We start from the raw sequence: 21517 nt of genomic DNA, 5'->3' as shown, positions 1-21517 counted from the left end.
GCAGTTGAGGCAGTTGAGGCAGTTGAGGCAGTTGAGGCAGTTGAGGCAGTTGAGGCAGTTGAGGCAGTTGAGGCAGTTGAGGCAGTATCAGAATCCATTAAAAGAAAAGCCGGGACAAGCCCGGCTTTTTCTTTATCACTCAGCAGCTGCTTCAGCAGCGGCCGGGCGGTCTACCAGCTCAATGTAAGCCATAGGGGCGTTGTCGCCTGCACGGAAACCGCATTTCAGAATGCGAGTATAACCGCCGGCGCGCTCCAGGTAGCGCGGGCCCAGTTCATTGAACAGCTTAGCCACGATCGCGTTATCGCGAGTACGGGCAAATGCCAGGCGACGATTAGCAACGCTATCAGTCTTGGCAAGGGTGATCAGCGGTTCAACTACACGACGCAGCTCTTTTGCCTTAGGCAGAGTCGTCTTGATGATCTCATGACGAACCAGGGAGCTGGCCATGTTGCGGAACATAGCCTGACGATGGCTGCTGTTCCGGTTCAGTTGACGACCACTCAAACGATGGCGCATGACCTTATCCTTCTAACTAAATCTGTGAAACCCGTAATCTGGATTACTCGTCAGCGATGCTGGCGGGCGGCCAGTTCTCAAGGCGCATGCCAAGAGACAGACCACGGGAGGCCAACACGTCCTTGATCTCAGTCAGGGACTTCTTACCGAGGTTAGGAGTTTTAAGCAACTCAACTTCGGTACGCTGTACCAGATCACCAATATAGTGGATAGCTTCTGCCTTCAGACAGTTCGCTGAACGAACTGTCAGCTCCAAATCATCGACAGGACGTAGCAGAATCGGATCAAACTCGGGTTTCTCTTCTTTCTTCTCGGGCACGCTGACATCGCGCAGATCCACGAAGGCTTCCAGCTGCTCGGCCAAAATAGTGGCAGAACGGCGAATGGCTTCTTCCGGATCCAGAGTACCATTGGTCTCCATGTCGATAACCAGCTTGTCCAAGTCGGTGCGCTGTTCCACACGTGCCGCCTCAACATTGTAGGCGATGCGAACGATGGGGCTGAACGCGGAGTCCAGCAGCAGGCGACCAATAGGACGCTCTTCATCATCGTTGTGAACACGAGCAGAAGCAGGCACATAACCACGACCGCGCTGAACTTTCAGACGCATGCTGATCTCAGCATTGGCGCCTGTCAGGTGGCAGATTACGTGCTCCGGGTTTACGATCTCGACTTCATCACCGTGAGTGATATCACCAGCGGTAACGGGGCCTGTTCCAGACTTGGTCAGGGACAGAGTTACCTCGTCCTTGCCTTCCAGCTTCACAGCGATACCTTTCAGGTTGAGCAGGATTTCAAGAATGTCTTCCTGCACACCTTCTTTGCTGCTGTACTCGTGCAGTACTCCGTCGATCTCGACTTCAGTAACTGCACAACCGGGCATAGATGACAGCAAAATACGACGCAGGGCATTACCCAGCGTGTGACCAAAGCCACGCTCAAGCGGCTCGAGAGTCACTTTCGCGTGAGTCGGGCTAACTTGCTCGATGTCAACTAGCCGCGGTTTAAGAAAATCTGTTACAGAACCCAGCATTGTGTCCTCTCTTTAGAAGCTAGCTTTACTTGGAGTAAAGCTCGACGATCAGCTGTTCGTTAATGTCGGCAGACAGGTCGGAACGCTCTGGCAGGCGCTTGAAGGCACCTTCCATCTTAGCAGCGTCAACCTCTACCCAAGTCGGCTTCTCGCGCTGACCAGCAACTTCCAGGGAAGCTTTGATACGCGCTTGCTTCTTAGCCTTCTCGCGAACGCAGATCACGTCCTCAGGGGATACCTGGAAAGAAGGAACATTCACAACGCGGCCGTTTACCATGATGGCTTTGTGGCTCACCAGCTGACGAGACTCAGCACGAGTGGCGCCGAAGCCCATGCGGTAGACGACGTTGTCCAGACGACCTTCCAGCAGCTGCAACAGGTTTTCACCGGTGTTACCCTTTTGACGGGCAGCGTCGCGGTAGTAGTTGCGGAACTGTTTTTCCAATACGCCGTAGATACGACGTACTTTTTGTTTCTCGCGCAGTTGCACGCCATAGTCGGACAGACGCGCTTTACGCGCACCGTGTTGACCAGGAACGGTGTCAATCTTGCACTTAGAATCAATCGCACGAACACCAGACTTCAGGAAGAGGTCGGTGCCCTCACGACGGCTAAGCTTAAGCTTAGGACCGATATATCTTGCCATCTTCTTTCTCCAACAATCCTAGACCAAGTAGCTACAGCGTTATACGCGGCGCTTCTTGGGAGGACGACAACCGTTGTGCGGGATCGGAGTCACATCAGTAATATTAGTGATGCGGAAACCAGCCGCGTTCAGAGCGCGGATGGAAGACTCACGACCGGGACCCGGACCTTTGACCATGACTTCCAGGTTCTTCACGCCGTATTCTTTGGCGATCTCACCAGCGCGCTCAGCAGCTACCTGGGCAGCAAACGGAGTGGACTTACGGGAACCACGGAAACCGGAACCACCAGAGGTGGCCCAAGACAGAGCATTGCCCTGACGGTCAGTAATGGTCACGATTGTGTTGTTGAAAGATGCATGAACGTGCGCAATACCGTCGCTCACTTGCTTTTTAACGCGCTTGCGAGCACGAGTCGGAGTTTTAGCCATTTTCTACCTTCCCGTTACTTCTTGATAGCCTTGCGCGGACCCTTACGGGTACGAGCGTTGGTCTTGGTACGTTGACCACGAACAGGCAGGCTACGACGGTGACGCAAACCACGGTAGCAACCCAGATCCATCAATCGCTTGATGTTCATGGAAATCTGACGACGCAGGTCACCTTCAACGGTGAATTTACCTACTTGTTCACGCAGACTCTCGATCTGAGCTTCGTCCAGGTCTTTAATTTTCACATTCTCAGCGATACCGGCTGCGGCACAGATGGCCTTGGAGCGGGTACGACCGACGCCATAAATCGCAGTCAACGCAATGACTGCATGCTTATGGTCAGGAATGTTAATGCCAGCGATACGGGCCACTATTCACTCCTACATATAGTAGATAACGACCACCACAAAGCCCGTGAGCGGATACGTGGCGGTCAACCAATACACAACAAAAGTTGGCTGGCTATATTAGCCAGCACAACTATTTGTTGCAAGTACTAACCGTAAAAAATTAGCCTTGGCGCTGTTTATGCTTTGGCTCGCTGCAAATCACACGCACCACACCGTGACGCTTGATGATTTTGCAGTTACGGCAGATTGCCTTAACGGAAGCACGAACTTTCATTGCTTAACTCCGTAACTACGCCGACCTTTAGCGGCCGTAGCCCTTCAGGTTGGCCTTCCTCAGGACGTCGCCATATTGATGAGACATCATATGGGTCTGAACCTGAGCCATGAAGTCCATGATAACTACCACGATAATCAGCAGCGAAGTGCCACCGAAGTAGAACTGTACGTTCCAGGCAGTCATCAAGAACTGGGGTACCAGACAGATAAAGGTTATATAGAGCGCACCTGCCAATGTCAGGCGAGTCATAACCTTATCGATGTAACGTGCTGTCTGCTCGCCCGGGCGGATCCCCGGGATAAAGGCTCCACTCTTCTTCAGATTATCTGCTGTCTCGCGGGGGTTGAACACCAGCGCGGTATAGAAGAAGCAGAAGAAGATAATGGCTGCTGCATAGAGCATCTCATACAAGGGTTGACCCGGCTGCAGGACCATAGAGACCTGTTGCAGGACATCAGCCACCTTGCCCTCGCCCTGACCAAACCAAGAGGTAATGGTCCCTGGGAAGAGGATGATGCTGGATGCGAAAATCGCAGGAATCACACCGGCCATATTCACTTTCAACGGCAGGTGTGTGCTTTGCGCGGCGAATACCTGGCGGCCTTGTTGACGCTTGGCATAGTTAACGACGATACGACGCTGACCACGCTCCACGAACACCACAAAGTAAGTCACTGCGAAAACAATCAAGCCCAGCAACAACAACAGCAGGATGTGCAATTCCCCTTGACGTGCCTGTTCGGCCGTAGCGCCAATGGCATGAGGCAGACCAGCAACGATACCCGTGAAAATAATCAGCGAGATACCATTACCAATCCCACGCTCGGTAATCTGTTCACCCAACCACATCAAGAACATGGTACCGGTGACCAGACTCACAACGGCTGTGAAATAGAAGCCCAAACCCGGATGAGTCACGAGTCCTTGCATCATATTCGGCAGACCGGTTGCAATACCAATGGCCTGGAACGTTCCCAAAACCAGCGTGCCCCAACGGGTATATTGGCTAATCTTGCGACGGCCGGATTCACCCTCTTTCTTGAGTTCAGCAAGAGCAGGATGAACCACAGTCAGCAGCTGGATAATGATCGACGCCGAAATGTACGGCATGATCCCCAGCGCAAGAATAGAAGCACGCGAGAGTGCACCACCACTGAACATGTTGAACATCTCAATGATGGTGCCCTTCTGTTGTTGGAACAACTCGGCCAGTACGGCGGCGTCAATACCAGGAATCGGCACATAAGAGCCTGCGCGGAACACGATAATTGCCCCGAGAACGAAGAGCAGACGGCTCTTCAGTTCACTCAGACCACCTTGTGCTTTAACATCCAATCCTGGTTTCTTAGCCATTGTACTGATTATTCCTCGATTTTACCGCCAGCGGCCTCGATGGCTGCACGTGCACCTTTGGTGACGGACAGACCACGAACGGTCACAGCACGGTCAATGTTGCCAGACAGAACAACTTTAGCGAAAACGATGTTCTTGGTAACAACACCGGCTTGCTTCAGAGTGCTCAGATCGACCACATCACCTTCTACCAGGGCGATTTCGTTCAGGCGCACTTCGGCAGAAACCAAAGATTTGCGAGAGAAGAAACCGAACTTCGGCAGACGGATTTTCAAAGGCATCTGGCCACCCTCGAAACCGTTGCGGACTTTACCGCCACCGGAACGAGAAGTTTGACCTTTCACACCACGACCACCGGTCTTGCCCAGACCAGAACCGATACCACGGCCCGGACGGTGCTTAACACGCTTGGAACCAGCGGCCGGAGACAGAGTATTCAGACGCATGCTTAGCCCTCCACCTTAACCATGTAATAAACCTGGTTGATCATGCCGCGTACGCAGGGAGTATCTTCCAGCTCAACGGTGTGACCAATGCGACGCAGACCCAGACCACGCAGAGTCGCCTTGTGCTTTGGCAGACGGCCGATAGAGCTGCGAGTTTGAGTTACTTTTACAGTGTTAGCCATGTCGCATTACCCCAGAATTTCTTCAACGCGCAGACCACGCTTGGCAGCGATCTGTTCCGGTGATTGACCGTGAACCAGAGCGTCTACAGTTGCGCGAACAACGTTGATTGGGTTGGTGGAACCGTAGGTCTTAGCCAGCACGTTGTGGATACCGGCCACTTCCAGCACGGCACGCATGGCGCCGCCTGCAATGATACCAGTACCTTGTGAGGCCGGCTTCATGAACACGGTGGAACCGGAGTGAACACCGCGCACCGGGTGGTGCAGAGTGCCATTGTTCAGCTCAACCTTGTTCAGGTTACGCTTAGCCTGTTCCATTGCCTTTTGAATGGCAGCCGGAACTTCACGGGCTTTACCGTAACCGTAACCTACACGGCCGTTACCATCACCCACCACGGTCAACGCGGTGAAGGACATGATACGACCACCTTTAACAGTTTTCGAAACACGGTTTACTGCAATCAGCTTTTCTTGCAGTTCGCCGGCTTGAGATTCGACTTTAGCCATCTTCGACTCCTAGCTTAGAACTGAAGACCAGCGTCACGAGCAGCGGCAGCCAGAGCGGCTACACGACCGTGATACTTGAAACCGGAACGATCGAAAGATACGTTCTGAACGCCTTTGGCAATAGCACGCTCAGCGATTGCTTTACCTACAGCGGTAGCAGCATCTGCGTTACCGGTGTATTTAATAGCTTCACTGATGGCTTTCTCTACTGTAGAAGCAGAGGCCAGAACTTCGGAACCGTTGGCTGCGATAACCTGCGCATAGATATGACGCGGGGTACGGTGAACAACCAGACGGGTAGCTCCCAGTTCCTGCATCTTTTTCCGAGCACGAGTAGCACGACGGAGACGAGCTGCTTTCTTGTCCATAGTGTTACCTTACTTCTTCTTAGCTTCTTTAGTACGCACTTGCTCGTTGGCATAGCGTACACCCTTGCCCTTGTAGGGCTCCGGAGCGCGGTAAGCACGGATATCGGCGGCGACTTGGCCAACCAGCTGCTTGTCCACACCACGCAGAATGATCTCTGTGGCGGACGGACATTCAGCGGTGACACCAGCCGGCAGCGCATGCTCAACCGGGTGAGAGAAGCCCAGAGCCAGCGCGACAGCATTGCCCTTGATGGAGGCTTTGTAGCCTACACCAACCAGCTGCAGCTTACGCTCGAAGCCTTGGGTAACACCGATTACCATGTTGTTAGCCAATGCACGTGCAGTACCGGCCTGAGCGTCAGCACCAGCGATGCCGTCGCGCGGGGCGAACTTCAGTACATTGTCTTCTTTGGTCACTTCTACACCGGCGTGGATGGAACGAACCAGAGAACCTTTACCACCTTTGATGGACAGTTCCTGACCGTTCAGAGTCACCTCTACGCCAGCAGGAATAGTGACGGGTGCCTTAGCAACGCGAGACATTTCCGACCTCCTATTAAGCGACGTAGCAGATGATCTCACCACCCATGCTTGCCTTACGGGCAGCACGGTCGGTCATCACACCTTTAGACGTGGACACGATAGCAACACCGAGACCGCCCATGACTTTCGGCAGATCAGTAGTGCGCTTGTAAATACGCAGGCCGGGACGGCTCACGCGTTGGATCAGTTCTACAACCGGCTTGCCCTGGAAATATTTCAATTCAATTTCCAGTTCCGGCTTCACGTCACCAGCTACGTTGTAGCCAGCGATGTAACCTTCTTCCTTCAGCACTTTGGCGATAGCCACTTTCAGCTTGGAAGAAGGCATGGAAACCGCAACTTTGCTCGCCGCCTGACCGTTACGGATGCGGGTCAGCATATCCGCGATCGGATCTTGCATGCTCATAGTCTAACTCCCGAGATTCTTACCAAGAGGCCTTTTTGAGGCCCGGAATTTCGCCCTTCATGGCATGCTCACGCACTTTGATGCGAGAGAGGCCAAACTTCCGCAGGAAACCGTGCGGACGACCAGTGATGTTGCAACGGTTACGCTGGCGGGACGGACTGGAATCACGGGGCAGCTGTTGCAGTTGCAAGACAGCATCCCAACGCGCTTCTTCAGAAGCGTTCATATCAACGATGATAGCTTTCAGCTCGGTACGCTTGGTCGCGAACTTGGCTGCCAGCTTCGCACGCTTTGCTTCACGTGCTTTCATGGATGTTTTAGCCATAACCCTAACCTTACTTGCGGAATGGGAAGTTAAAGGCAGCCAGCAGAGCACGGCCTTCTTCGTCGGTATTCGCGGAAGTGGTGATGGTGATATCCAGACCACGGACGCGATCGACCTTGTCATAGTCGATTTCCGGGAAGATGATTTGCTCACGCACGCCCATGGAGTAGTTACCACGGCCATCGAACGCCTTGGCGTTCAGACCACGGAAGTCACGGATACGCGGTACGGAGATGCAAATCAGCCGTTCCAGGAACTCCCACATACGCTCGCCACGCAGGGTTACTTTACAACCTATCGGGTAGCCTTCACGAATCTTGAAGCCCGCAACAGATTTGCGTGCTTTGGTGATCAGCGGTTTCTGACCGGAAATGGCAGCCATATCGGCAGCAGCATTTTCCAGCAACTTCTTGTCAGAGATCGCTTCACCAACACCCATGTTCAGGGTGATTTTCTCGATCCGAGGGACTTGCATGATAGTCTTGTAACCGAACTGCTTGGACAGTTCATTTACTACATCGGATTTGTAGTAATCATGCAGTTTCGCCATCGTTAAACTCCAATTACTTCACAAGTTCGCCGGTGGATTTGAAGAAACGGACTTTCTTGCCGTCTTCAATCCGGAAACCAACGCGGTCAGCCTTGCCAGTGGCAGAGTTGAACAGCGCGATGTTAGATACATCGATGGGGGCTTCTTTGGTGACGATACCGCCAGCCTGACCCAGTGCGGGTACCGGCTTCTGGTGCTTCTTCACCTGGTTGATGCCTTCCACGATTACCTTACCTTTTGCAATCAGGACTTGAGTGACTTTGCCACGCTTGCCCTTGTCTTTGCCGGTAAGAACAATTACTTCGTCTTCGCGACGGATTTTAGCTGCCATCGTTCGACTCCTTACAGTACTTCGGGTGCCAGGGACACAATCTTCATGAACTTCTCATTACGGAGTTCACGGGTCACCGGGCCAAAAATACGAGTACCGATTGGCTGTTGGTTGTTGTTAAGCAACACAGCCGCATTGTTGTCGAAACGGATGACAGAGCCGTCCGGACGACGAACGCCTTTACGGGTGCGTACGACCACCGCGTTATACACATCACCTTTCTTCACTTTACCGCGAGGAATAGCTTCCTTGATGGAAACCTTGATGATGTCGCCGATGCCGGCATAACGGCGGTGCGAACCACCCAGAACCTTAATACACATTACACTGCGAGCGCCGGAGTTGTCGGCAACACCCAGCATACTTTGCATCTGGATCATCTTAGTGCTCCGCTTTGTTTACTTCTTATCCCTGATGGGATCTGGCTGCCTTCAAAAGGCGCGAAACTATAACACAGGTATTTTTGAAAAGGTAGCCTAAAAAACAAACGGCCCCGATGGGGGGCCGTTTGGGCTAGAAAGTACCGAATTAGGCCTTTTCTACGACAGCAACCAGGGTCCAGGACTTGGTCTTGGACAGCGGGCGGCATTCGCGGATTTCCACGAGATCGCCAGCTTTACACTCGTTGTTCTCGTCATGTACGTGCAGCTTGGTAGTGCGCTTGATGATCTTACCGTAGATCGGGTGCTTTACCTTGCGCTCGATAGCGACGGTGATGGACTTGTCCATCTTGTCGCTGATTACACGACCTTGCAGAGTACGGATCTTGTCAGTCATTACGCACCTGCCTTCTCAGTCAGTACAGTCTTGATACGTGCGACGTCACGACGCACTTGTTTCAGAGTGTGAGTCTGAGCCAGTTGGCCGGTGGAAGCTTGCATGCGCATGTTGAATTGCTCACGCAGCAGACCCAGCAGCTCCTGGTTCAGTTCTTCGACGCTCTTTTGACGCAGATCTTGGGCTTTCATCACATCACCGTCTTAATTACGAAAGTGGTCTGAACGGACAGCTTAGCTGCGGCCAGGGCAAACGCTTCACGCGCCAGAGCCTCAGGTACACCATCCATCTCGTACAGAACCTTGCCAGGCTGGATCGGGCAGACCCAATATTCCACGTTACCCTTACCTTTACCCATACGAACTTCGAGGGGCTTTTCGGTGATGGGCTTGTCCGGGAACACACGGATCCAGATCTTACCTTGACGCTTTACGTGACGGGTCATGGCACGACGGGCTGCTTCGATTTGACGAGCAGTCAGTTGACCACGAGATGTCGCCTTCAGGCCAAAGGTACCGAAGGATACTTCGTTACCAGAGTTGGCCAGACCGCGGTTACGACCCTTATGGGTCTTGCGGAATTTAGTACGCTTAGGTTGCAACATTTACCGAATCTCCTTACTTAGCAGCGCGGCGCTTGTTGTCACGCTTGGGCTTTGCAGGAGCTTGCTCTTGAGCAGCGGCAGCGTTAACAGCAGCCAGACCGCCCAGAACTTCGCCCTTGAAGATCCAAACTTTGACGCCGATCACACCGTAAGTGGTGTGGGCTTCAGAAGTTGCGTAGTCGATGTCGGCACGCAGGGTGTGCAAAGGCACACGACCTTCACGGTACCATTCGGTACGCGCGATTTCAGCGCCGCCCAGACGACCGGACACTTCTACTTTGATGCCCTTGGCACCCAGGCGCATGGCGTTCTGTACGGCGCGCTTCATAGCGCGACGGAACATTACGCGACGTTCCAGCTGAGAAGTGATGCTGTCGGCAACGAGTTTGCCATCCAGCTCCGGCTTGCGGACTTCGGAAATGTTGATCTGAGCAGGCACGCCAGCAATAGCGGCTACAGCTTTGCGCAGTTTCTCAACGTCTTCGCCTTTCTTGCCGATCACGACACCCGGACGAGCGGTGTGAATGGTCACACGGATGCTCTTGGCCGGACGCTCGATGGTGATCTTGGACAAGGAAGCGTTTTTCAGCTCCTTGGTCAGGAACTGGCGTACTTGGAAATCGCTGTACAGGTTGTCAGCGAAGTCTTTGGTGTTCGCGAACCAGGTAGAATTCCAAGGCTTGGTAATACCCAGGCGAATGCCATTAGGATGTACTTTCTGACCCATTGCTTATCTCCCAGCCTTAGCGTCGGATACCACTACAGTGATGTGAGCGGTACGCTTGAGGATACGATCCGCGCGACCTTTGGCACGCGGGCGGATGCGCTTCATGGAGGGACCTTCGTCTACCATGATGGTGGCAACACGCAGGGCGTCGATGTCGGCGCCTTCGTTGTGCTCAGCGTTTGCAATGGCAGATTCCAGCACTTTCTTCACCAGAACCGCAGCCTTTTTCGGGCTGAAGGTCAGGATGTTCAGAGCCTTGTCTACGGACAGACCACGTACTTGATCGGCTACCAGACGAGCTTTCTGGGCAGAAGTACGGGCATAACGGTGTTTAGCGATAGCTTCCATCATTTATCCCTTAGCGCTTCTTAGCCTTCTTATCAGCAGCATGGCCGCGATAAGTACGAGTCGGTGCGAATTCACCCAGTTTGTGACCGATCATTTCTTCGGTAACGAAAACCGGAACGTGCTGACGACCATTATGGACAGCGATGGTCAAACCGATCATGTTCGGGATGATCATTGAACGACGGGACCAGGTCTTAACCGGCTTTTTATCCCCGCTTTCCACCGCTTTCTCTACCTTCTTCAGCAAGTGCAGGTCAATAAATGGACCCTTCTTGAGAGAACGTGGCATGGTGATTCCTCTATGTTAACAATTACTTGTTACGACGACGTACGATGTACTTGTCGGTACGCTTGTTCTTACGGGTCTTGAAGCCCTTAGCCTTCTGGCCCCATGGGGACACAGGCTGCATGCCCTTGTTACGACCCTCACCACCACCGTGCGGGTGATCAACCGGGTTCATCGCCATACCGCGAACGGTCGGACGAATACCACGCCAGCGGTTTGCACCGGCTTTACCCAGTTGACGCAGCATGTGCTCGGAGTTACCCACTTCACCAATGGTGGCGCGGCACTCGGCCAGAACTTTACGTACTTCGCCGGAACGCAGACGCAGAGTTACATAGTTACCTTCACGAGCCAGAATCTGGATGAAAGTACCAGCGGAACGAGCCAGCTGAGCACCTTTACCAGGCTTCATTTCTACGGCGTGAACGGTAGAACCAACCGGGATGTTACGCATCGGCAGGGAGTTACCTACCTTGATCGCAGCATCAGCACCAGAAGCGATAGCATCACCTGCTTTCAGGCCTTTCGGAGCCAGGATGTAACGACGCTCACCGTCTGCATACAGCACCAGGGCGATGTTTGCGGTACGGTTAGGATCGTATTCCAGACGCTCTACTTTGGCCGGAATGCCGTCTTTGTCGCGTTTGAAGTCGACGATACGGTAGTGTTGCTTGTGACCACCACCGATATGACGGGTAGTGATACGGCCGTTGTTGTTACGACCACCGGACTTGCTTTTGCTGTCCAGCAGAGCGGCGAAGGGCTTGCCCTTGTACAGCTCTTGGTTGACGATCTTGACGACGTGGCGGCGGCCCGGAGAAGTAGGCTTGCACTTAACGATTGCCATTTTTGAGAACTCCTCTTACTCGGCTGCGCCCATGAAGTCGATGTCCTGACCAGCTTTCAGGGTCACATAAGCCTTTTTCCAATCGGAACGACGGCCTACACGCGCACCTGAGCGCTTGGTCTTACCCTTCATGTTCAGGGTACGGACGGTCTCAACTTCGACCTCGAACAGTTTCGCAACTGCAGCTTTGACTTCCGCCTTGGTGGCATCAACAGCAACTTTGAACACGATAGTGTTCTGCTTTTCTGCGACCATGGTGCTCTTTTCAGAGATGTGCGGAGCCTTCAGAACTTTCAACAGACGTTCTTCGCGGATCATGCCAGCATCTCCTCGATTTGCTTAACTGCGTCAGCAGTCATCAGAATCTTGTCGAAAGCGATCAGGCTGACCGGGTCGATACCGGCAACATCACGCACGTCGACCTTGTACAGGTTGCGAGCAGCCAGGAACAGGTTCTCATCGACTTCAGCAGTCACGATCAGAACATCAGTCAGTTCCATTTCTTTCAGCTTGGCGATCAGTTCTTTGGTCTTCGGCGCTTCGATGCCGAATTTCTCGACAACGATCAGGCGCTCTTGACGTACCAGCTCGGACAGGATGCTACGGATAGCGCCGCGGTACATCTTCTTGTTTACTTTCTGGCTGTGATCTTGCGGCTTAGCAGCAAAGGTCACACCACCGGAACGCCAGATGGGCGAACGGATGGAGCCAGCACGGGCACGACCAGTACCCTTCTGACGCCACGGCTTTTTGCCGCCACCAGACACTTCAGAGCGAGTCAGCTGCGCACGAGTACCCTGACGGGCACCAGCGGCATATGCAACGACGACCTGGTGAACCAGAGCTTCGTTGAATTCGCGCCCGAAGGTAGTCTCGGAAACTTCAAGAGCGCTCTTGGCGTCTTTCATTACCAATTCCATTACTATCTCCTCAGACGTTACGCTTTGACGGCAGGTTTGACGATCACGTTGCCGTTGGTTGCACCCGGTACTGCGCCTTTGATGAGCAGCAGGTTGCGTTCAGCGTCAACACGAACCAGTTCCAGGTTCTGAGTCGTTACACGCTCAGCACCCATGTGACCAGCCATCTTTTTGCCCTTGAATACACGGCCCGGGGTCTGGTTTTGACCGATGGAGCCAGGTACACGGTGGGACAGGGAGTTACCGTGGGTCATATCCTGGGTGCGGAAGTTCCAGCGCTTAACAGTACCGGCAAAACCTTTACCCTTGGATGTGCCGGTAACGTCTACCAGCTTAACGTCAGCGAGAAGATCTACTTTCAGCTCGCTACCAACAGTGAAAGTTTCACCGTTGTTCAGGCGGAATTCCCACAGACCGCGACCGGCTTCTACACCAGCTTTGGCGAAGTGGCCAGCTTCCGGCTTGGTCACACGGCTGGCTTTTTTGGCGCCAGTGGTAACCTGAATAGCGTTGTAGCCGTCGGTTTCTACAGATTTGACCTGAGTTACACGGTTAGCTTCAACTTCGATAACAGTCACCGGGATAGAAACGCCATCTTCAGTGAAGATGCGAGTCATACCCACTTTGCGACCTACAAGACCGATTGTCATTGTTATCAACCTCTTTCCGTAATTAACCCAGGCTGATCTGGACGTCTACACCAGCTGCCAGATCCAGACGCATCAGGGCGTCTACGGTCTTGTCAGTCGGCTCAACGATGTCTACCAGACGCTTGTGAGTGCGGATCTCGTACTGATCACGCGCATCTTTGTTGACGTGCGGGGAGATCAGGACGGTGAAGCGCTCTTTGCGAGTCGGCAGCGGAATAGGACCGCGAACCTGCGCGCCGGTGCGCTTTGCAGTTTCAACGATTTCCGCAGTGGATTGATCGATCAGGCGATGATCAAAAGCCTTCAGGCGGATACGGATTCTTTGGTTCTGCATTGACAGAGCTCCAATAGATAAAAGAACATAAATCAACACCGCCCGACCGGGAATACTCCCGCCAGAGGTGCGATTTTTCACGTTTCCTCCCATATCGGGAGGACTGTATGGCTGGCGACTCGTAAACGGGAAGCTCAGCAAGCAGACATATCGTCTGGCATGCCTCATGGGCAAGCGGAGGGGATTATACGGATTTTTTCAATTCGCGCAAGAGAAGGCGGACAGATTGTGCGCAATTTTGTGTGGCGGATGGATCTCGCCCGCGATCGCTCCCCTGCCCGCCAAAAAGCGGTAACGACAATGTTGCAAACAGGCTGATAGACTGCCCCCTTGCCTCAGTCAGCGGAACGACCCCGATGCTCAAGAATCAGAAGAAAGCCTATCAATACGGACTCTGCGCCGTCGCCCTCTGGTCGACGGTGGCCACCGCCTTCAAGATCTCCCTCGCCTACTTCGAGCCGGTGCAGCTGCTGCTGGTCGCCGCCATCACCTCGACCCTGACCCTGGGGTCCATCGTGGCGATCCAGGGCAAGCTGCCCCTGCTGCTGAGCTATCTCAGGGCCCGCCCTTTCTACTATCTGGCCCTGGGAGTGTTGAACCCCTTCCTCTACTATCTGCTGCTGTTCAAGGCCTATGATCTGCTGCCGGCCCAGCAGGCCCAGACCCTCAACTACACCTGGGCCATCACCTTGAGCTTGCTGGCCGTCCCCTTCCTCGGCCAGAAGCTCCGTCGCCGTGACGGCGTGGCCATAGTGCTGGGCTACTTCGGCGCCCTGGTGATCGCCACCAGGGGGGATGTGTTCGGCCTGCAATTCGACAGCCCGCTCGGCGTGACGCTGGCCCTGGTCTCGACCCTCATCTGGGCGGGCTACTGGATCCTCAATACCCGCAATCAGGGGGATCCCATCGTCAGCCTGCTGCTGGGTTTTCTCATCAGCCTGCCTCTCATCGTGGTGGCGACCTGGCTGCTCGCCGACTTTGCCATGACCGCCTGGCAGGGCTGGCTCGGTGCCATCTATGTGGGGCTGTTCGAGATGGGCTTCGGCTTCGTGCTCTGGCTGATGGCCCTGCGCCACGCCACCAACACAGCCCCCATCAGCAACCTTATCTTCATCTCGCCGTTTGCGTCACTGGTACTGCTCAACCTGTTGATCGGCGAGAGCATCCACCCGGCCACTCCCATAGGGCTGGCGCTGATCGTCGCCGCCCTGCTGATCCAGCAACTCAAATACGGCAAGCGCTACCGCAAGACGGCCGAGCCACAAGCCTGACAATGCAGAAGGGCGCATCCACAGATGCGCCCTTCGTTCAATCCATCCACTCCAGCGGCTGGTGCTTGGGTAGCCGGATCTCCACCAGCAAGCCTCCCAGCTCGGAGCGGCCCAGCCTGATGGTGCCGTGGTGCTGGGAGACTATCTTGGCGACTATGGCCAGCCCCAGGCCACTGCCGCCACCGGTGCGCGCCACATTGCCCTGGGTAAAGGGCTTGAGCACCCGGGAATAGTCCTGTTCTGCTATCCCGGGGCCATTGTCGGAGAGCCGCAACCTGACCCAGTGACCATCGTCCTTCAACTCGGCCTGCAGCCGGGTCGCGCCGTAGCGCACCGCATTGCCCGACAGGTTGTTGAGGATGCGCCGTATGCTGATGGGATGGCAGGCCACCCGCACCGCCTGCTCCGGCAGGAGCAGCTCCACCTCCAGCCCCTGATCGGTCTGCATCAGCAACGCATCGTGGATGAGCTGGGTCAGATCGATGGGCTGGGCATCCAGCCCCTCGTTCGGGCGTATGTAGTCGATGAACTGGTCTATGATGCCGTTGGACTCGTCGATGTCCGCATTGATGCTCTCCTTGAGATACTCATCCCCGGAGGACATCATCTCGGTCGCCAGCCGGATGCGGGTCAGAGGGGTGCGCAGATCGTGGGAGACCCCGGCCATCATCAGGTTACGCTCTTCGATAAGGCCCTTGATGGAGTGCGACATGTGGTTGAAGGTACGGGTCAGGCGGCGCACCTCCCGCGAACCGTGCTCTCCCAGGGCATCGGGGAAGTTGCCTCGCGCCACCGCCACGGCCCCCGCCTCCAGATCCTCCAGCGGCCGCACCAGCTGGCGGGCGAAACGCCAGGCGGCAAACAGGGTCACCACCAGCAGCACGCTCATGTAGATGATGAGGGGCTCTATGTCGTCATCCTCTATCTCGGTCAGGGGGATGCGCACCCACATCTGGCTAGCCTGGGGCGGCTGGATCCAGATGATGTAGTGGTCCTGGATCTCGACCCTGACCCTGGTTTCCCCCTTCAGCTCCCGACTGATGTTCTCCTCCAGATAGGGGTAGGGCTTGGACTCCTTGAGTCCATGCTGCGCCGCCTCGCTCTGGGTGTAGATGTCGCTGCCCGTGGTCACATAGACCAGCGCCTCGGCATCCTCGCTCAGGGCAAGCTGGTTGCTGTCGACCGGGAAGATGAGCTTGACCTGATTGGCCAGCAGGTGACTGATCTGCTTGACGGTGGGCGCCAGTAGATAGTTGTAGAAGGTGGCGTAGGAGACAACCTGATAGACCACCAGCACGGCGGCCAGGAACCAGAGCATGCGGGAGAACATGCTGCCCACTTTTTTCATTCCCCGTCACCGTCCGGCACGAAGACATAGCCCAGGCCCCACACCGTCTGCAGGTAACGGGGCTGGGCCGGGTCCTGCTCCAGCAGGCGGCGCAGGCGGGAGACCTGCACATCTATGCTGCGCTCTGTGGCTGTGTACTCCCGCCCCCGGGCCAGGTTCATCAGCTTGTCCCGGGAGAGCGGCTCGCGAGGGTGGCTCACCAATACCTTGAGGACGGCAAACTCGCCGCTGGTGAGGGCGACCGGATCCCCGTCGCGGCTCAGCTCGCGGGTCGCTAGGTTGAGTTGATAGGCGCCAAAGCTCACCATCTTCTCGGCGGTGGACGGCGCACCGGGCAGCTCGACGGTATGACGGCGCAGCACGGCGCGGATCCGGGCCAGCAGCTCACGGGGGTTGAAGGGCTTGGGCAGATAGTCATCGGCCCCCATCTCCAGCCCGACGATGCGATCCACTTCATCTCCCTTGGCGGTGAGCATCAGCACCGGGATCTGGTTGCCCGCCTCCCGCAGACGGCGGCAGATGGAGAGCCCGTCCTCCCCCGGCAGCATCAGGTCGAGCACCATCAGGCTGAAGTTCTCGCGGGTCAGCAGACGATCCGCCTGTTCCCCGTTGGCAACGCCTCGCACCACAAATCCCTGTTCGGTGAGGTAACGCTCCAGCAGGGAGCGTAGTTTCAGGTCGTCGTCGACCACCAGGACCTTGTATTGCTGACTCATTGCCGCCTCTCCTCTCTGTCTCCTCCCAATACTAGGGCCCGCTCTGGCAACCACAAAGCATAAATATGTTACCGGTTATTACCCTTGACCGGGGGATCCCGGGGATAGCGCGGTGCCGAACGAGCCGCTTTGCATGCATTTCTGCTCGACACTCGGACGCCAATGGCTAAGATCCCGAGCAAGACGACGCAACCCGCCACACAGGCAGCAGGGACTGATAAGCCCATGAAAACCAAACTCATCACCCGTGAAGGCTATAACCTGCTCCGGCAGGAACACGACACCCTGTGGCGCGAGGAGAGACCCGAGGTCACCAAGAAGGTGGCCTGGGCGGCGAGCCTCGGGGATCGCAGCGAAAACGCCGACTACCAGTACAACAAGAAGCGGCTGCGGGAGATAGACCGCCGGGTCCGCTACCTGCGCAAGTGCCTGGAGGAGCTGACCATAGTCGATTACTCCCCCTCCCAGGAGGGCAAGGTGTTCTTCGGCGCCTGGGTCGAGGTGGAGAGTGAAGAGGGAGAGACCAAGCGCTTTCGCATCGTCGGCTATGACGAGATCTTCGGTCGCAAGGATTACATCTCTATCGACTCCCCCATGGCCCGCGCCCTGCTCAAGAAAGAGGTCGGCGACGAGGCCATAGTGCGTACGCCAGTGGGTGACGCCTGCTGGTATGTCAACGACATCAGCTACCCCAAGTGATCCTGCCGGGGAGCGCGGGCCAGCCCATCCCCTCGGGGTCAGGCTGGCGCCTTGCCCGGGGTGGCATCCCCAGCGTCGACCTCATATAGTGCTCACACCCGGCGCCGCAAGGCGCACACCGGCCGCAGAGGCGCACCGGGAGTCAGCTGGCGAGCCCGCCGCGACCATTCCCAGCCACTGCCGGCCCGTTGGACAGACCCGACCACAGAGACCCCAGATGCACAGCCATGTAATTGAGAGACAGATTGCCGGTGAGCTGAATGCCCGCCCGGAACAGGTGCAGGCCGCCGTGCGCCTGCTGGATGAAGGCTCGACCGTTCCCTTCATCGCCCGTTATCGCAAGGAGGTGACCGGCGGTCTGGACGACAGTCAGCTGCGTACCCTGGAGAGCCGCCTCGGCTATCTGCGTGAGCTGGAAGATCGCCGCCAGGTGATCATTCGCTCCATCGAGGAGCAGGGCAAGCTGACTCCCGAGCTGGCCCGCGAGCTGAACGGTGCCGACAGCAAGACCCGGCTGGAAGACCTCTACCTCCCCTACAAGCCCAAGCGTCGCACTAAGGGGCAGATGGCCATCGAAGCCGGGCTGGAGCCGCTGGCCAACCTGCTGCTCACCGACCCCATGCAGGATCCGGAGCAAGTGGCGGCCCGCTTCCTCAATGCCGAACAGGGGATCACCGACAGCAAGGCGGCCCTCGACGGCGCCCGCTACATCCTGATGGAACGCTTCGCCGAGCAGGCGGATCTCCTTGAGAAGCTGCGGGACTACCTGTGGCAGAACGCCACCCTGCGCGCCCGGGTGGTGGCGGGCAAGGAGCAGGAAGGGGCCAAGTTCAAGGACTACTTCGAGCACGACGAGCCCCTGCACAAGGCCCCCTCCCACCGGGTGCTGGCCATGCTGCGCGGCCGCAACGAGGGGATCCTCAATCTGGCGCTGGTCACAGGTGACGATGAGAGTGCCAGTCCCTGCGAAGGGATCATCGCCCACCACCTCAGACTCAATCTGCAGAACCGCCCGGCGGACAAGTGGCTGCAAGGGGTGGTGAGCTGGACCTGGAAGATCAAGCTGTCGCTCCAGATGGAGACAGAGCTGATCGGCCGCATCCGTGAATCGGCAGAGGAGGAGGCAATCAAGGTGTTCGCCATGAACCTCAAGGATCTGCTGATGGCGGCCCCGGCCGGCATGCGCTGCACCATGGGGCTGGACCCGGGCATCCGCACCGGGGTCAAGGTGGCCGTGGTGGATGCCACCGGCAAGCTGGTCGATCACGCCACCATCTATCCGTTCGAACCGAAACGCCAGATTGATCAGAGCCTCAAGACCCTGAGCGAGCTGTGCCAGAAGCACAAGGTGGAGCTCATCAGCATAGGCAACGGCACCGCCTCCCGGGAGACCGACCGGCTGGTGAGCGATCTGTTCGAGCGCTACCCCGCCTCCAAGGCGCAGAAAATCGTGGTGAGCGAAGCGGGGGCCTCTGTCTACTCCGCCTCCGAGCTCGCCTCCCAGGAGTTCCCGGATCTCGACGTCTCCATCCGTGGCGCCGTCTCCATCGCCCGTCGCCTGCAGGACCCCCTGGCCGAGCTGGTCAAGATCGATCCCAAGAGCATCGGGGTGGGCCAGTATCAGCACGACGTCGGACAGAGCCAGCTGGCCCGCCGACTGGATGCCGTGGTCGAGGATTGCGTGAACGCGGTCGGTGTGGATGTGAATACCGCCTCGGTCGCCCTGCTCAACCGGGTCTCCGGCCTCTCCCAGACCCTGGCCCAGAACATAGTCGCCTACCGGGATGAGCACGGTGCCTTCAAGAGCCGTCAGCAGTTGCTGAAGGTGAGCCGGCTCGGGCCCAAGGCGTTCGAGCAGTGCGCCGGCTTCCTGCGCATTCGCGGCGGCAGCAATCCCCTCGACGGCTCGGCGGTGCACCCGGAGTCCTATCCGGTGGTGGAGCGGATCCTCGCCCAGCTGGAAAAGACAGTGGAGAGCCTGCTCGGCAACAGCAGCCTGCTGCGCAGCCTGAAACCGGCCGACTACACGGACGAGCAGTTCGGCGTGCCCACAGTCACCGACATCATCGGCGAGCTGGACAAGCCGGGCCGCGACCCGCGCCCCGAGTTCAAGACCGCGACCTTCAAGGAAGGGGTGGAGAAAATCAGCGACCTGGTGCCCGAGATGGTGCTGGAAGGGGTGGTCACCAATGTCACCAACTTCGGCGCCTTCGTCGACATCGGCGTCCATCAGGATGGCCTGGTGCACATCTCCTCCCTGACCGACCGCTTCGTCAAGGATCCCCGCGAGGTGGTCAAGGCGGGGGACATTGTGCGGGTCAAGGTGCTGGAGGTGGATGCACCGCGCAAGCGCATCAGCCTGACCATGCGCCTCGACGAGAAAGCGGGACAACCCGCCCGCAAGCCGGCGGAATCCCGCCCATCGGGTACAGGCAGCGCCAGACCCAGGCAGGAGCCGAAACAGGGCGCCCCTGCCGGTGGTGCCATGGGCAACGCCTTCGCCGCCGCCCTCTCCAAGCTGAAGAAATAGGATCCCGACAATGCAAAAAGCCCCGAAAGGGGCTTTTTCTTGTCTGCACCGCGCTGGCACGGGACGGGATCAGGCGTCCTGACTCAGGCTATGTGGGGAAGCCGGCCTCACCGCTTGCTGATAGTGCCTGGCAATCACCTGATTTCGGTTGTCCATATAGGCACCGAGCGGACCTGTGGTTTCCTGCCTGAGGGTCATCAGCTCCTTACGGGCCTTGGCTTCCTTGGCAGAGGCGGCGCGGGCCACGCTCAGATCCTGTGACGAGGGTTCTGCCGGCGCCAGGGCGGCGGCACGCACCTGCTGCATCTTGGCGAGGGTGGCAGCCGGATCGCCCGGGATGGTGCCGATGTCGATGGCCACCTCACCCCCGGTGGCGTAACGCTTGCCATCCGGCCCCTGGGAAAACTGGTAGCTGGGGCTGCCCGCATGCTCGCCGCCTGCCATCTGGTGCGCCTGCTCGTGCTTGCGCACCTCGAGATCCCGCTCCACCAGCGCAGCCAGCTGGCGTTGCTGCCTCTGTTGCTCCTGCTGTTCGGGATCCTGCTGCTGCCGGCGCTGGCTCTCCTCCCCCGTGGCCTCGACGAAGCGATGGGACGAGGTCGTCGGGCCGGCCTGCGCGTTATCCCGGGTCGAAGCGGCAGACGGATTGGAATTGGCCTGGGCGGCTCTGGACTTGTCTTTCTGGGAGGCGACGCCGGACTCGGCGTTGGAGGCCTCGCTCTGGCGGCTGGGAGGCACCAGCTCTGCGCGGCGGTTGTCAGTCTGCGCCGATTCCGTCTGCGGCTGCAGTTGATTGGGGATCAGAAGTGGCAGACTGACGTTGACGTTCATCTCACACCCTGATGTCGATCAAGGTCCCCAACCATGCCAGCCTGCGGTTGCAGACGATGGAGGATGAAGGACGGCAGAGCGACGTTGACGTTCATCTCACACCTTGATGTCGATCAGGGTGCCCAGCATGTCGCTGGCGGTCTGGATCACCTTGGCGGAGGCGCCGGCATGCAGCTCGGCCACCTTGAGATTCACCAGCTCGTCCGTCACCTGTACCTGGTCGCCCGACGGGGTGTTGAGGCGTGCAAGCTGGCCGGATGCCTGGCCGGCCAGTTGCTCGGCCCGCTGGAATCCCTGTACGCCCGTGGTCATGGCAGAATCGATACGCATCGGCTCACTCCTTTCATGGTTGGCTGATTATTCA

Annotated in this window: 35 protein-coding genes; 3 read left to right on the top strand and 32 right to left on the bottom strand. The window is 57.0% G+C overall.

Annotated elements, in window-relative coordinates; all coding sequences use genetic code 11:
• Positions 1-135: 135 nt before the first annotated feature.
• The 28 genes from rplQ to rpsJ all read right to left on the bottom strand — a co-directional run bounded on the left by rplQ (position 136) and on the right by rpsJ (position 13758).
• The gene (gene rplQ, locus AC3WR3_RS17400; protein ID WP_005307999.1) at positions 136-519 is read right to left on the bottom strand and encodes a 50S ribosomal protein L17; all 384 of its coding nucleotides are present in this window, start codon (positions 517-519) and stop codon (positions 136-138) included.
• Between the two features lie 43 nt (positions 520-562).
• A complete protein-coding gene (locus AC3WR3_RS17395) occupies positions 563-1552 on the bottom strand; it encodes a DNA-directed RNA polymerase subunit alpha (RefSeq protein WP_005307997.1) in 990 nt (329 codons plus the stop codon).
• Between the two features lie 25 nt (positions 1553-1577).
• Positions 1578-2198: a 30S ribosomal protein S4 gene (gene rpsD / locus AC3WR3_RS17390; RefSeq protein WP_010672568.1), complete on the bottom strand. Its 621-nt coding sequence runs from the start codon at positions 2196-2198 to the stop codon at positions 1578-1580.
• Between the two features lie 39 nt (positions 2199-2237).
• Positions 2238-2627, bottom strand: a complete 390-nt coding sequence (gene rpsK, locus AC3WR3_RS17385; protein ID WP_005319702.1) for a 30S ribosomal protein S11 — start codon at positions 2625-2627, stop codon at positions 2238-2240.
• A gap of 14 nt (positions 2628-2641) precedes the next feature.
• Positions 2642-2998, bottom strand: coding sequence for a 30S ribosomal protein S13 (gene rpsM, locus AC3WR3_RS17380; protein WP_005307991.1), 357 nt, complete (start codon positions 2996-2998; stop codon positions 2642-2644).
• A gap of 139 nt (positions 2999-3137) precedes the next feature.
• On the bottom strand, positions 3138-3251 hold the full coding sequence (gene rpmJ, locus AC3WR3_RS17375; RefSeq protein WP_005319705.1) for a 50S ribosomal protein L36: 114 nt from the start codon (positions 3249-3251) through the stop codon (positions 3138-3140).
• Positions 3252-3278: 27 nt separating this feature from the next.
• The gene (secY, locus tag AC3WR3_RS17370) at positions 3279-4607 is read right to left on the bottom strand and encodes a preprotein translocase subunit SecY (RefSeq protein ID WP_042652867.1); all 1329 of its coding nucleotides are present in this window, start codon (positions 4605-4607) and stop codon (positions 3279-3281) included.
• An 8-nt stretch (positions 4608-4615) separates the two neighbouring features.
• Entirely contained in the window at positions 4616-5053 is a 438-nt protein-coding gene (gene rplO / locus AC3WR3_RS17365; protein ID WP_025325390.1) for a 50S ribosomal protein L15, read from the bottom strand.
• A gap of 2 nt (positions 5054-5055) precedes the next feature.
• Entirely contained in the window at positions 5056-5235 is a 180-nt protein-coding gene (gene rpmD / locus AC3WR3_RS17360) for a 50S ribosomal protein L30 (protein ID WP_005307985.1), read from the bottom strand.
• A gap of 6 nt (positions 5236-5241) precedes the next feature.
• Positions 5242-5742 carry a 30S ribosomal protein S5 gene (gene rpsE, locus AC3WR3_RS17355; RefSeq protein WP_005340605.1) on the bottom strand — a complete coding sequence of 167 codons (501 nt, stop codon included), beginning with the start codon at positions 5740-5742 and terminating at the stop codon, positions 5242-5244.
• A 14-nt stretch (positions 5743-5756) separates the two neighbouring features.
• A complete protein-coding gene (gene rplR, locus AC3WR3_RS17350) occupies positions 5757-6110 on the bottom strand; it encodes a 50S ribosomal protein L18 (RefSeq protein WP_025325389.1) in 354 nt (117 codons plus the stop codon).
• 9 nt (positions 6111-6119) lie between these two features.
• Positions 6120-6653, bottom strand: a complete 534-nt coding sequence (gene rplF, locus AC3WR3_RS17345; RefSeq protein ID WP_025325388.1) for a 50S ribosomal protein L6 — start codon at positions 6651-6653, stop codon at positions 6120-6122.
• A 13-nt stretch (positions 6654-6666) separates the two neighbouring features.
• The gene (gene rpsH, locus AC3WR3_RS17340) at positions 6667-7059 is read right to left on the bottom strand and encodes a 30S ribosomal protein S8 (RefSeq protein ID WP_010672564.1); all 393 of its coding nucleotides are present in this window, start codon (positions 7057-7059) and stop codon (positions 6667-6669) included.
• A 19-nt stretch (positions 7060-7078) separates the two neighbouring features.
• A complete protein-coding gene (rpsN, locus tag AC3WR3_RS17335) occupies positions 7079-7384 on the bottom strand; it encodes a 30S ribosomal protein S14 (RefSeq protein WP_005331161.1) in 306 nt (101 codons plus the stop codon).
• Between the two features lie 10 nt (positions 7385-7394).
• Positions 7395-7934, bottom strand: coding sequence for a 50S ribosomal protein L5 (gene rplE / locus AC3WR3_RS17330; RefSeq protein ID WP_005331162.1), 540 nt, complete (start codon positions 7932-7934; stop codon positions 7395-7397).
• Between the two features lie 13 nt (positions 7935-7947).
• On the bottom strand, positions 7948-8265 hold the full coding sequence (gene rplX / locus AC3WR3_RS17325; protein WP_025325387.1) for a 50S ribosomal protein L24: 318 nt from the start codon (positions 8263-8265) through the stop codon (positions 7948-7950).
• Positions 8266-8276: 11 nt separating this feature from the next.
• On the bottom strand, positions 8277-8645 hold the full coding sequence (rplN, locus tag AC3WR3_RS17320) for a 50S ribosomal protein L14 (protein ID WP_005307975.1): 369 nt from the start codon (positions 8643-8645) through the stop codon (positions 8277-8279).
• Positions 8646-8793: 148 nt separating this feature from the next.
• A complete protein-coding gene (rpsQ, locus tag AC3WR3_RS17315) occupies positions 8794-9042 on the bottom strand; it encodes a 30S ribosomal protein S17 (protein ID WP_005307966.1) in 249 nt (82 codons plus the stop codon).
• The gene (gene rpmC / locus AC3WR3_RS17310; protein WP_005307965.1) at positions 9042-9233 is read right to left on the bottom strand and encodes a 50S ribosomal protein L29; all 192 of its coding nucleotides are present in this window, start codon (positions 9231-9233) and stop codon (positions 9042-9044) included. Before rpmC ends, rpsQ begins: the two co-directional genes overlap by 1 nt.
• A complete protein-coding gene (gene rplP / locus AC3WR3_RS17305) occupies positions 9233-9646 on the bottom strand; it encodes a 50S ribosomal protein L16 (RefSeq protein WP_005307963.1) in 414 nt (137 codons plus the stop codon). The genes rpmC and rplP overlap by 1 nt, the downstream gene beginning before the upstream one ends.
• 13 nt (positions 9647-9659) lie before the next feature.
• Positions 9660-10373: a 30S ribosomal protein S3 gene (gene rpsC / locus AC3WR3_RS17300; RefSeq protein WP_005331168.1), complete on the bottom strand. Its 714-nt coding sequence runs from the start codon at positions 10371-10373 to the stop codon at positions 9660-9662.
• Between the two features lie 3 nt (positions 10374-10376).
• Positions 10377-10721, bottom strand: coding sequence for a 50S ribosomal protein L22 (rplV, locus tag AC3WR3_RS17295; RefSeq protein ID WP_005319741.1), 345 nt, complete (start codon positions 10719-10721; stop codon positions 10377-10379).
• 10 nt (positions 10722-10731) lie between these two features.
• A complete protein-coding gene (gene rpsS, locus AC3WR3_RS17290; protein ID WP_005307960.1) occupies positions 10732-11010 on the bottom strand; it encodes a 30S ribosomal protein S19 in 279 nt (92 codons plus the stop codon).
• 22 nt (positions 11011-11032) lie between these two features.
• A complete protein-coding gene (gene rplB, locus AC3WR3_RS17285) occupies positions 11033-11854 on the bottom strand; it encodes a 50S ribosomal protein L2 (protein ID WP_005331177.1) in 822 nt (273 codons plus the stop codon).
• 15 nt (positions 11855-11869) lie between these two features.
• Positions 11870-12172: a 50S ribosomal protein L23 gene (gene rplW, locus AC3WR3_RS17280; RefSeq protein ID WP_005331199.1), complete on the bottom strand. Its 303-nt coding sequence runs from the start codon at positions 12170-12172 to the stop codon at positions 11870-11872.
• Complete coding sequence (gene rplD, locus AC3WR3_RS17275; RefSeq protein WP_025325386.1) at positions 12169-12774, bottom strand: 50S ribosomal protein L4; 606 nt, start codon at positions 12772-12774, stop codon at positions 12169-12171. Before rplD ends, rplW begins: the two co-directional genes overlap by 4 nt.
• A 17-nt stretch (positions 12775-12791) precedes the next feature.
• The gene (rplC, locus tag AC3WR3_RS17270) at positions 12792-13424 is read right to left on the bottom strand and encodes a 50S ribosomal protein L3 (protein ID WP_010672559.1); all 633 of its coding nucleotides are present in this window, start codon (positions 13422-13424) and stop codon (positions 12792-12794) included.
• Positions 13425-13446: 22 nt separating this feature from the next.
• Entirely contained in the window at positions 13447-13758 is a 312-nt protein-coding gene (gene rpsJ / locus AC3WR3_RS17265; protein ID WP_005307944.1) for a 30S ribosomal protein S10, read from the bottom strand.
• A gap of 356 nt (positions 13759-14114) precedes the next feature.
• Between rpsJ and AC3WR3_RS17260 the strand changes: the two genes are divergently transcribed.
• Complete coding sequence (locus AC3WR3_RS17260) at positions 14115-15029, top strand: DMT family transporter (protein WP_492292548.1); 915 nt, start codon at positions 14115-14117, stop codon at positions 15027-15029.
• Between the two features lie 37 nt (positions 15030-15066).
• On the opposite strand, the gene envZ is transcribed toward AC3WR3_RS17260, so the two are convergent.
• Together envZ and ompR are read right to left on the bottom strand one after the other, a co-directional pair.
• On the bottom strand, positions 15067-16377 hold the full coding sequence (envZ, locus tag AC3WR3_RS17255; RefSeq protein WP_492292546.1) for a two-component system sensor histidine kinase EnvZ: 1311 nt from the start codon (positions 16375-16377) through the stop codon (positions 15067-15069).
• Entirely contained in the window at positions 16374-17093 is a 720-nt protein-coding gene (ompR, locus tag AC3WR3_RS17250) for an osmolarity response regulator transcription factor OmpR (RefSeq protein WP_111911588.1), read from the bottom strand. The genes envZ and ompR overlap by 4 nt, the downstream gene beginning before the upstream one ends.
• Positions 17094-17318: 225 nt before the next feature.
• On the opposite strand from ompR, the gene greB reads away from it, so the two are divergent.
• Both greB and AC3WR3_RS17240 read left to right on the top strand, forming a co-directional pair.
• Positions 17319-17792 (top strand): transcription elongation factor GreB, encoded by a 474-nt coding sequence (greB, locus tag AC3WR3_RS17245; protein WP_247627721.1) that lies wholly within the window; start codon positions 17319-17321, stop codon positions 17790-17792.
• A gap of 217 nt (positions 17793-18009) precedes the next feature.
• The gene (locus tag AC3WR3_RS17240) at positions 18010-20322 is read left to right on the top strand and encodes a Tex family protein (RefSeq protein ID WP_492292543.1); all 2313 of its coding nucleotides are present in this window, start codon (positions 18010-18012) and stop codon (positions 20320-20322) included.
• 69 nt (positions 20323-20391) lie between these two features.
• Here the strand turns inward: AC3WR3_RS17240 and AC3WR3_RS17235 are convergent, their stop codons facing one another.
• Positions 20392-21153, bottom strand: coding sequence for a putative metalloprotease CJM1_0395 family protein (locus AC3WR3_RS17235; RefSeq protein ID WP_492292541.1), 762 nt, complete (start codon positions 21151-21153; stop codon positions 20392-20394).
• Positions 21154-21249: 96 nt separating this feature from the next.
• Positions 21250-21483, bottom strand: coding sequence for a flagellar hook protein FlgE (locus AC3WR3_RS17230; protein WP_042648867.1), 234 nt, complete (start codon positions 21481-21483; stop codon positions 21250-21252).
• Positions 21484-21517 lie beyond the last annotated feature (34 nt).

The organism is Aeromonas sp. EU05-FHT14A05, from assembly GCF_058791175.1.
This window is presented reverse-complemented; position numbering and strand designations above follow the sequence as displayed.

What these genes read in the sequence shown, in the direction of transcription:
- rplQ (WP_005307999.1), bottom strand. Translation starts at nt 519, where the DNA reads ATGCGCCATCGTTTGAGTGGTCGTCAACTGAACCGGAACAGCAGCCAT.
- AC3WR3_RS17395 (WP_005307997.1), bottom strand. Translation starts at nt 1,552, where the DNA reads ATGCTGGGTTCTGTAACAGATTTTCTTAAACCGCGGCTAGTTGACATC.
- rpsD (WP_010672568.1), bottom strand. Translation starts at nt 2,198, where the DNA reads ATGGCAAGATATATCGGTCCTAAGCTTAAGCTTAGCCGTCGTGAGGGC.
- rpsK (WP_005319702.1), bottom strand. Translation starts at nt 2,627, where the DNA reads ATGGCTAAAACTCCGACTCGTGCTCGCAAGCGCGTTAAAAAGCAAGTG.
- rpmJ (WP_005319705.1), bottom strand. Translation starts at nt 3,251, where the DNA reads ATGAAAGTTCGTGCTTCCGTTAAGGCAATCTGCCGTAACTGCAAAATC.
- secY (WP_042652867.1), bottom strand. Translation starts at nt 4,607, where the DNA reads ATGGCTAAGAAACCAGGATTGGATGTTAAAGCACAAGGTGGTCTGAGT.
- rplO (WP_025325390.1), bottom strand. Translation starts at nt 5,053, where the DNA reads ATGCGTCTGAATACTCTGTCTCCGGCCGCTGGTTCCAAGCGTGTTAAG.
- rpmD (WP_005307985.1), bottom strand. Translation starts at nt 5,235, where the DNA reads ATGGCTAACACTGTAAAAGTAACTCAAACTCGCAGCTCTATCGGCCGT.
- rpsE (WP_005340605.1), bottom strand. Translation starts at nt 5,742, where the DNA reads ATGGCTAAAGTCGAATCTCAAGCCGGCGAACTGCAAGAAAAGCTGATT.
- rplR (WP_025325389.1), bottom strand. Translation starts at nt 6,110, where the DNA reads ATGGACAAGAAAGCAGCTCGTCTCCGTCGTGCTACTCGTGCTCGGAAA.
- rplF (WP_025325388.1), bottom strand. Translation starts at nt 6,653, where the DNA reads ATGTCTCGCGTTGCTAAGGCACCCGTCACTATTCCTGCTGGCGTAGAG.
- rpsH (WP_010672564.1), bottom strand. Translation starts at nt 7,059, where the DNA reads ATGAGCATGCAAGATCCGATCGCGGATATGCTGACCCGCATCCGTAAC.
- rpsN (WP_005331161.1), bottom strand. Translation starts at nt 7,384, where the DNA reads ATGGCTAAAACATCCATGAAAGCACGTGAAGCAAAGCGTGCGAAGCTG.
- rplE (WP_005331162.1), bottom strand. Translation starts at nt 7,934, where the DNA reads ATGGCGAAACTGCATGATTACTACAAATCCGATGTAGTAAATGAACTG.
- rplX (WP_025325387.1), bottom strand. Translation starts at nt 8,265, where the DNA reads ATGGCAGCTAAAATCCGTCGCGAAGACGAAGTAATTGTTCTTACCGGC.
- rplN (WP_005307975.1), bottom strand. Translation starts at nt 8,645, where the DNA reads ATGATCCAGATGCAAAGTATGCTGGGTGTTGCCGACAACTCCGGCGCT.
- rpsQ (WP_005307966.1), bottom strand. Translation starts at nt 9,042, where the DNA reads ATGACTGACAAGATCCGTACTCTGCAAGGTCGTGTAATCAGCGACAAG.
- rpmC (WP_005307965.1), bottom strand. Translation starts at nt 9,233, where the DNA reads ATGAAAGCCCAAGATCTGCGTCAAAAGAGCGTCGAAGAACTGAACCAG.
- rplP (WP_005307963.1), bottom strand. Translation starts at nt 9,646, where the DNA reads ATGTTGCAACCTAAGCGTACTAAATTCCGCAAGACCCATAAGGGTCGT.
- rpsC (WP_005331168.1), bottom strand. Translation starts at nt 10,373, where the DNA reads ATGGGTCAGAAAGTACATCCTAATGGCATTCGCCTGGGTATTACCAAG.
- rplV (WP_005319741.1), bottom strand. Translation starts at nt 10,721, where the DNA reads ATGGAAGCTATCGCTAAACACCGTTATGCCCGTACTTCTGCCCAGAAA.
- rpsS (WP_005307960.1), bottom strand. Translation starts at nt 11,010, where the DNA reads ATGCCACGTTCTCTCAAGAAGGGTCCATTTATTGACCTGCACTTGCTG.
- rplB (WP_005331177.1), bottom strand. Translation starts at nt 11,854, where the DNA reads ATGGCAATCGTTAAGTGCAAGCCTACTTCTCCGGGCCGCCGCCACGTC.
- rplW (WP_005331199.1), bottom strand. Translation starts at nt 12,172, where the DNA reads ATGATCCGCGAAGAACGTCTGTTGAAAGTTCTGAAGGCTCCGCACATC.
- rplD (WP_025325386.1), bottom strand. Translation starts at nt 12,774, where the DNA reads ATGGAATTGGTAATGAAAGACGCCAAGAGCGCTCTTGAAGTTTCCGAG.
- rplC (WP_010672559.1), bottom strand. Translation starts at nt 13,424, where the DNA reads ATGACAATCGGTCTTGTAGGTCGCAAAGTGGGTATGACTCGCATCTTC.
- rpsJ (WP_005307944.1), bottom strand. Translation starts at nt 13,758, where the DNA reads ATGCAGAACCAAAGAATCCGTATCCGCCTGAAGGCTTTTGATCATCGC.
- AC3WR3_RS17260 (WP_492292548.1), top strand. Translation starts at nt 14,115, where the DNA reads ATGCTCAAGAATCAGAAGAAAGCCTATCAATACGGACTCTGCGCCGTC.
- envZ (WP_492292546.1), bottom strand. Translation starts at nt 16,377, where the DNA reads ATGAAAAAAGTGGGCAGCATGTTCTCCCGCATGCTCTGGTTCCTGGCC.
- ompR (WP_111911588.1), bottom strand. Translation starts at nt 17,093, where the DNA reads ATGAGTCAGCAATACAAGGTCCTGGTGGTCGACGACGACCTGAAACTA.
- greB (WP_247627721.1), top strand. Translation starts at nt 17,319, where the DNA reads ATGAAAACCAAACTCATCACCCGTGAAGGCTATAACCTGCTCCGGCAG.
- AC3WR3_RS17240 (WP_492292543.1), top strand. Translation starts at nt 18,010, where the DNA reads ATGCACAGCCATGTAATTGAGAGACAGATTGCCGGTGAGCTGAATGCC.
- AC3WR3_RS17235 (WP_492292541.1), bottom strand. Translation starts at nt 21,153, where the DNA reads ATGAACGTCAACGTCAGTCTGCCACTTCTGATCCCCAATCAACTGCAG.
- AC3WR3_RS17230 (WP_042648867.1), bottom strand. Translation starts at nt 21,483, where the DNA reads ATGCGTATCGATTCTGCCATGACCACGGGCGTACAGGGATTCCAGCGG.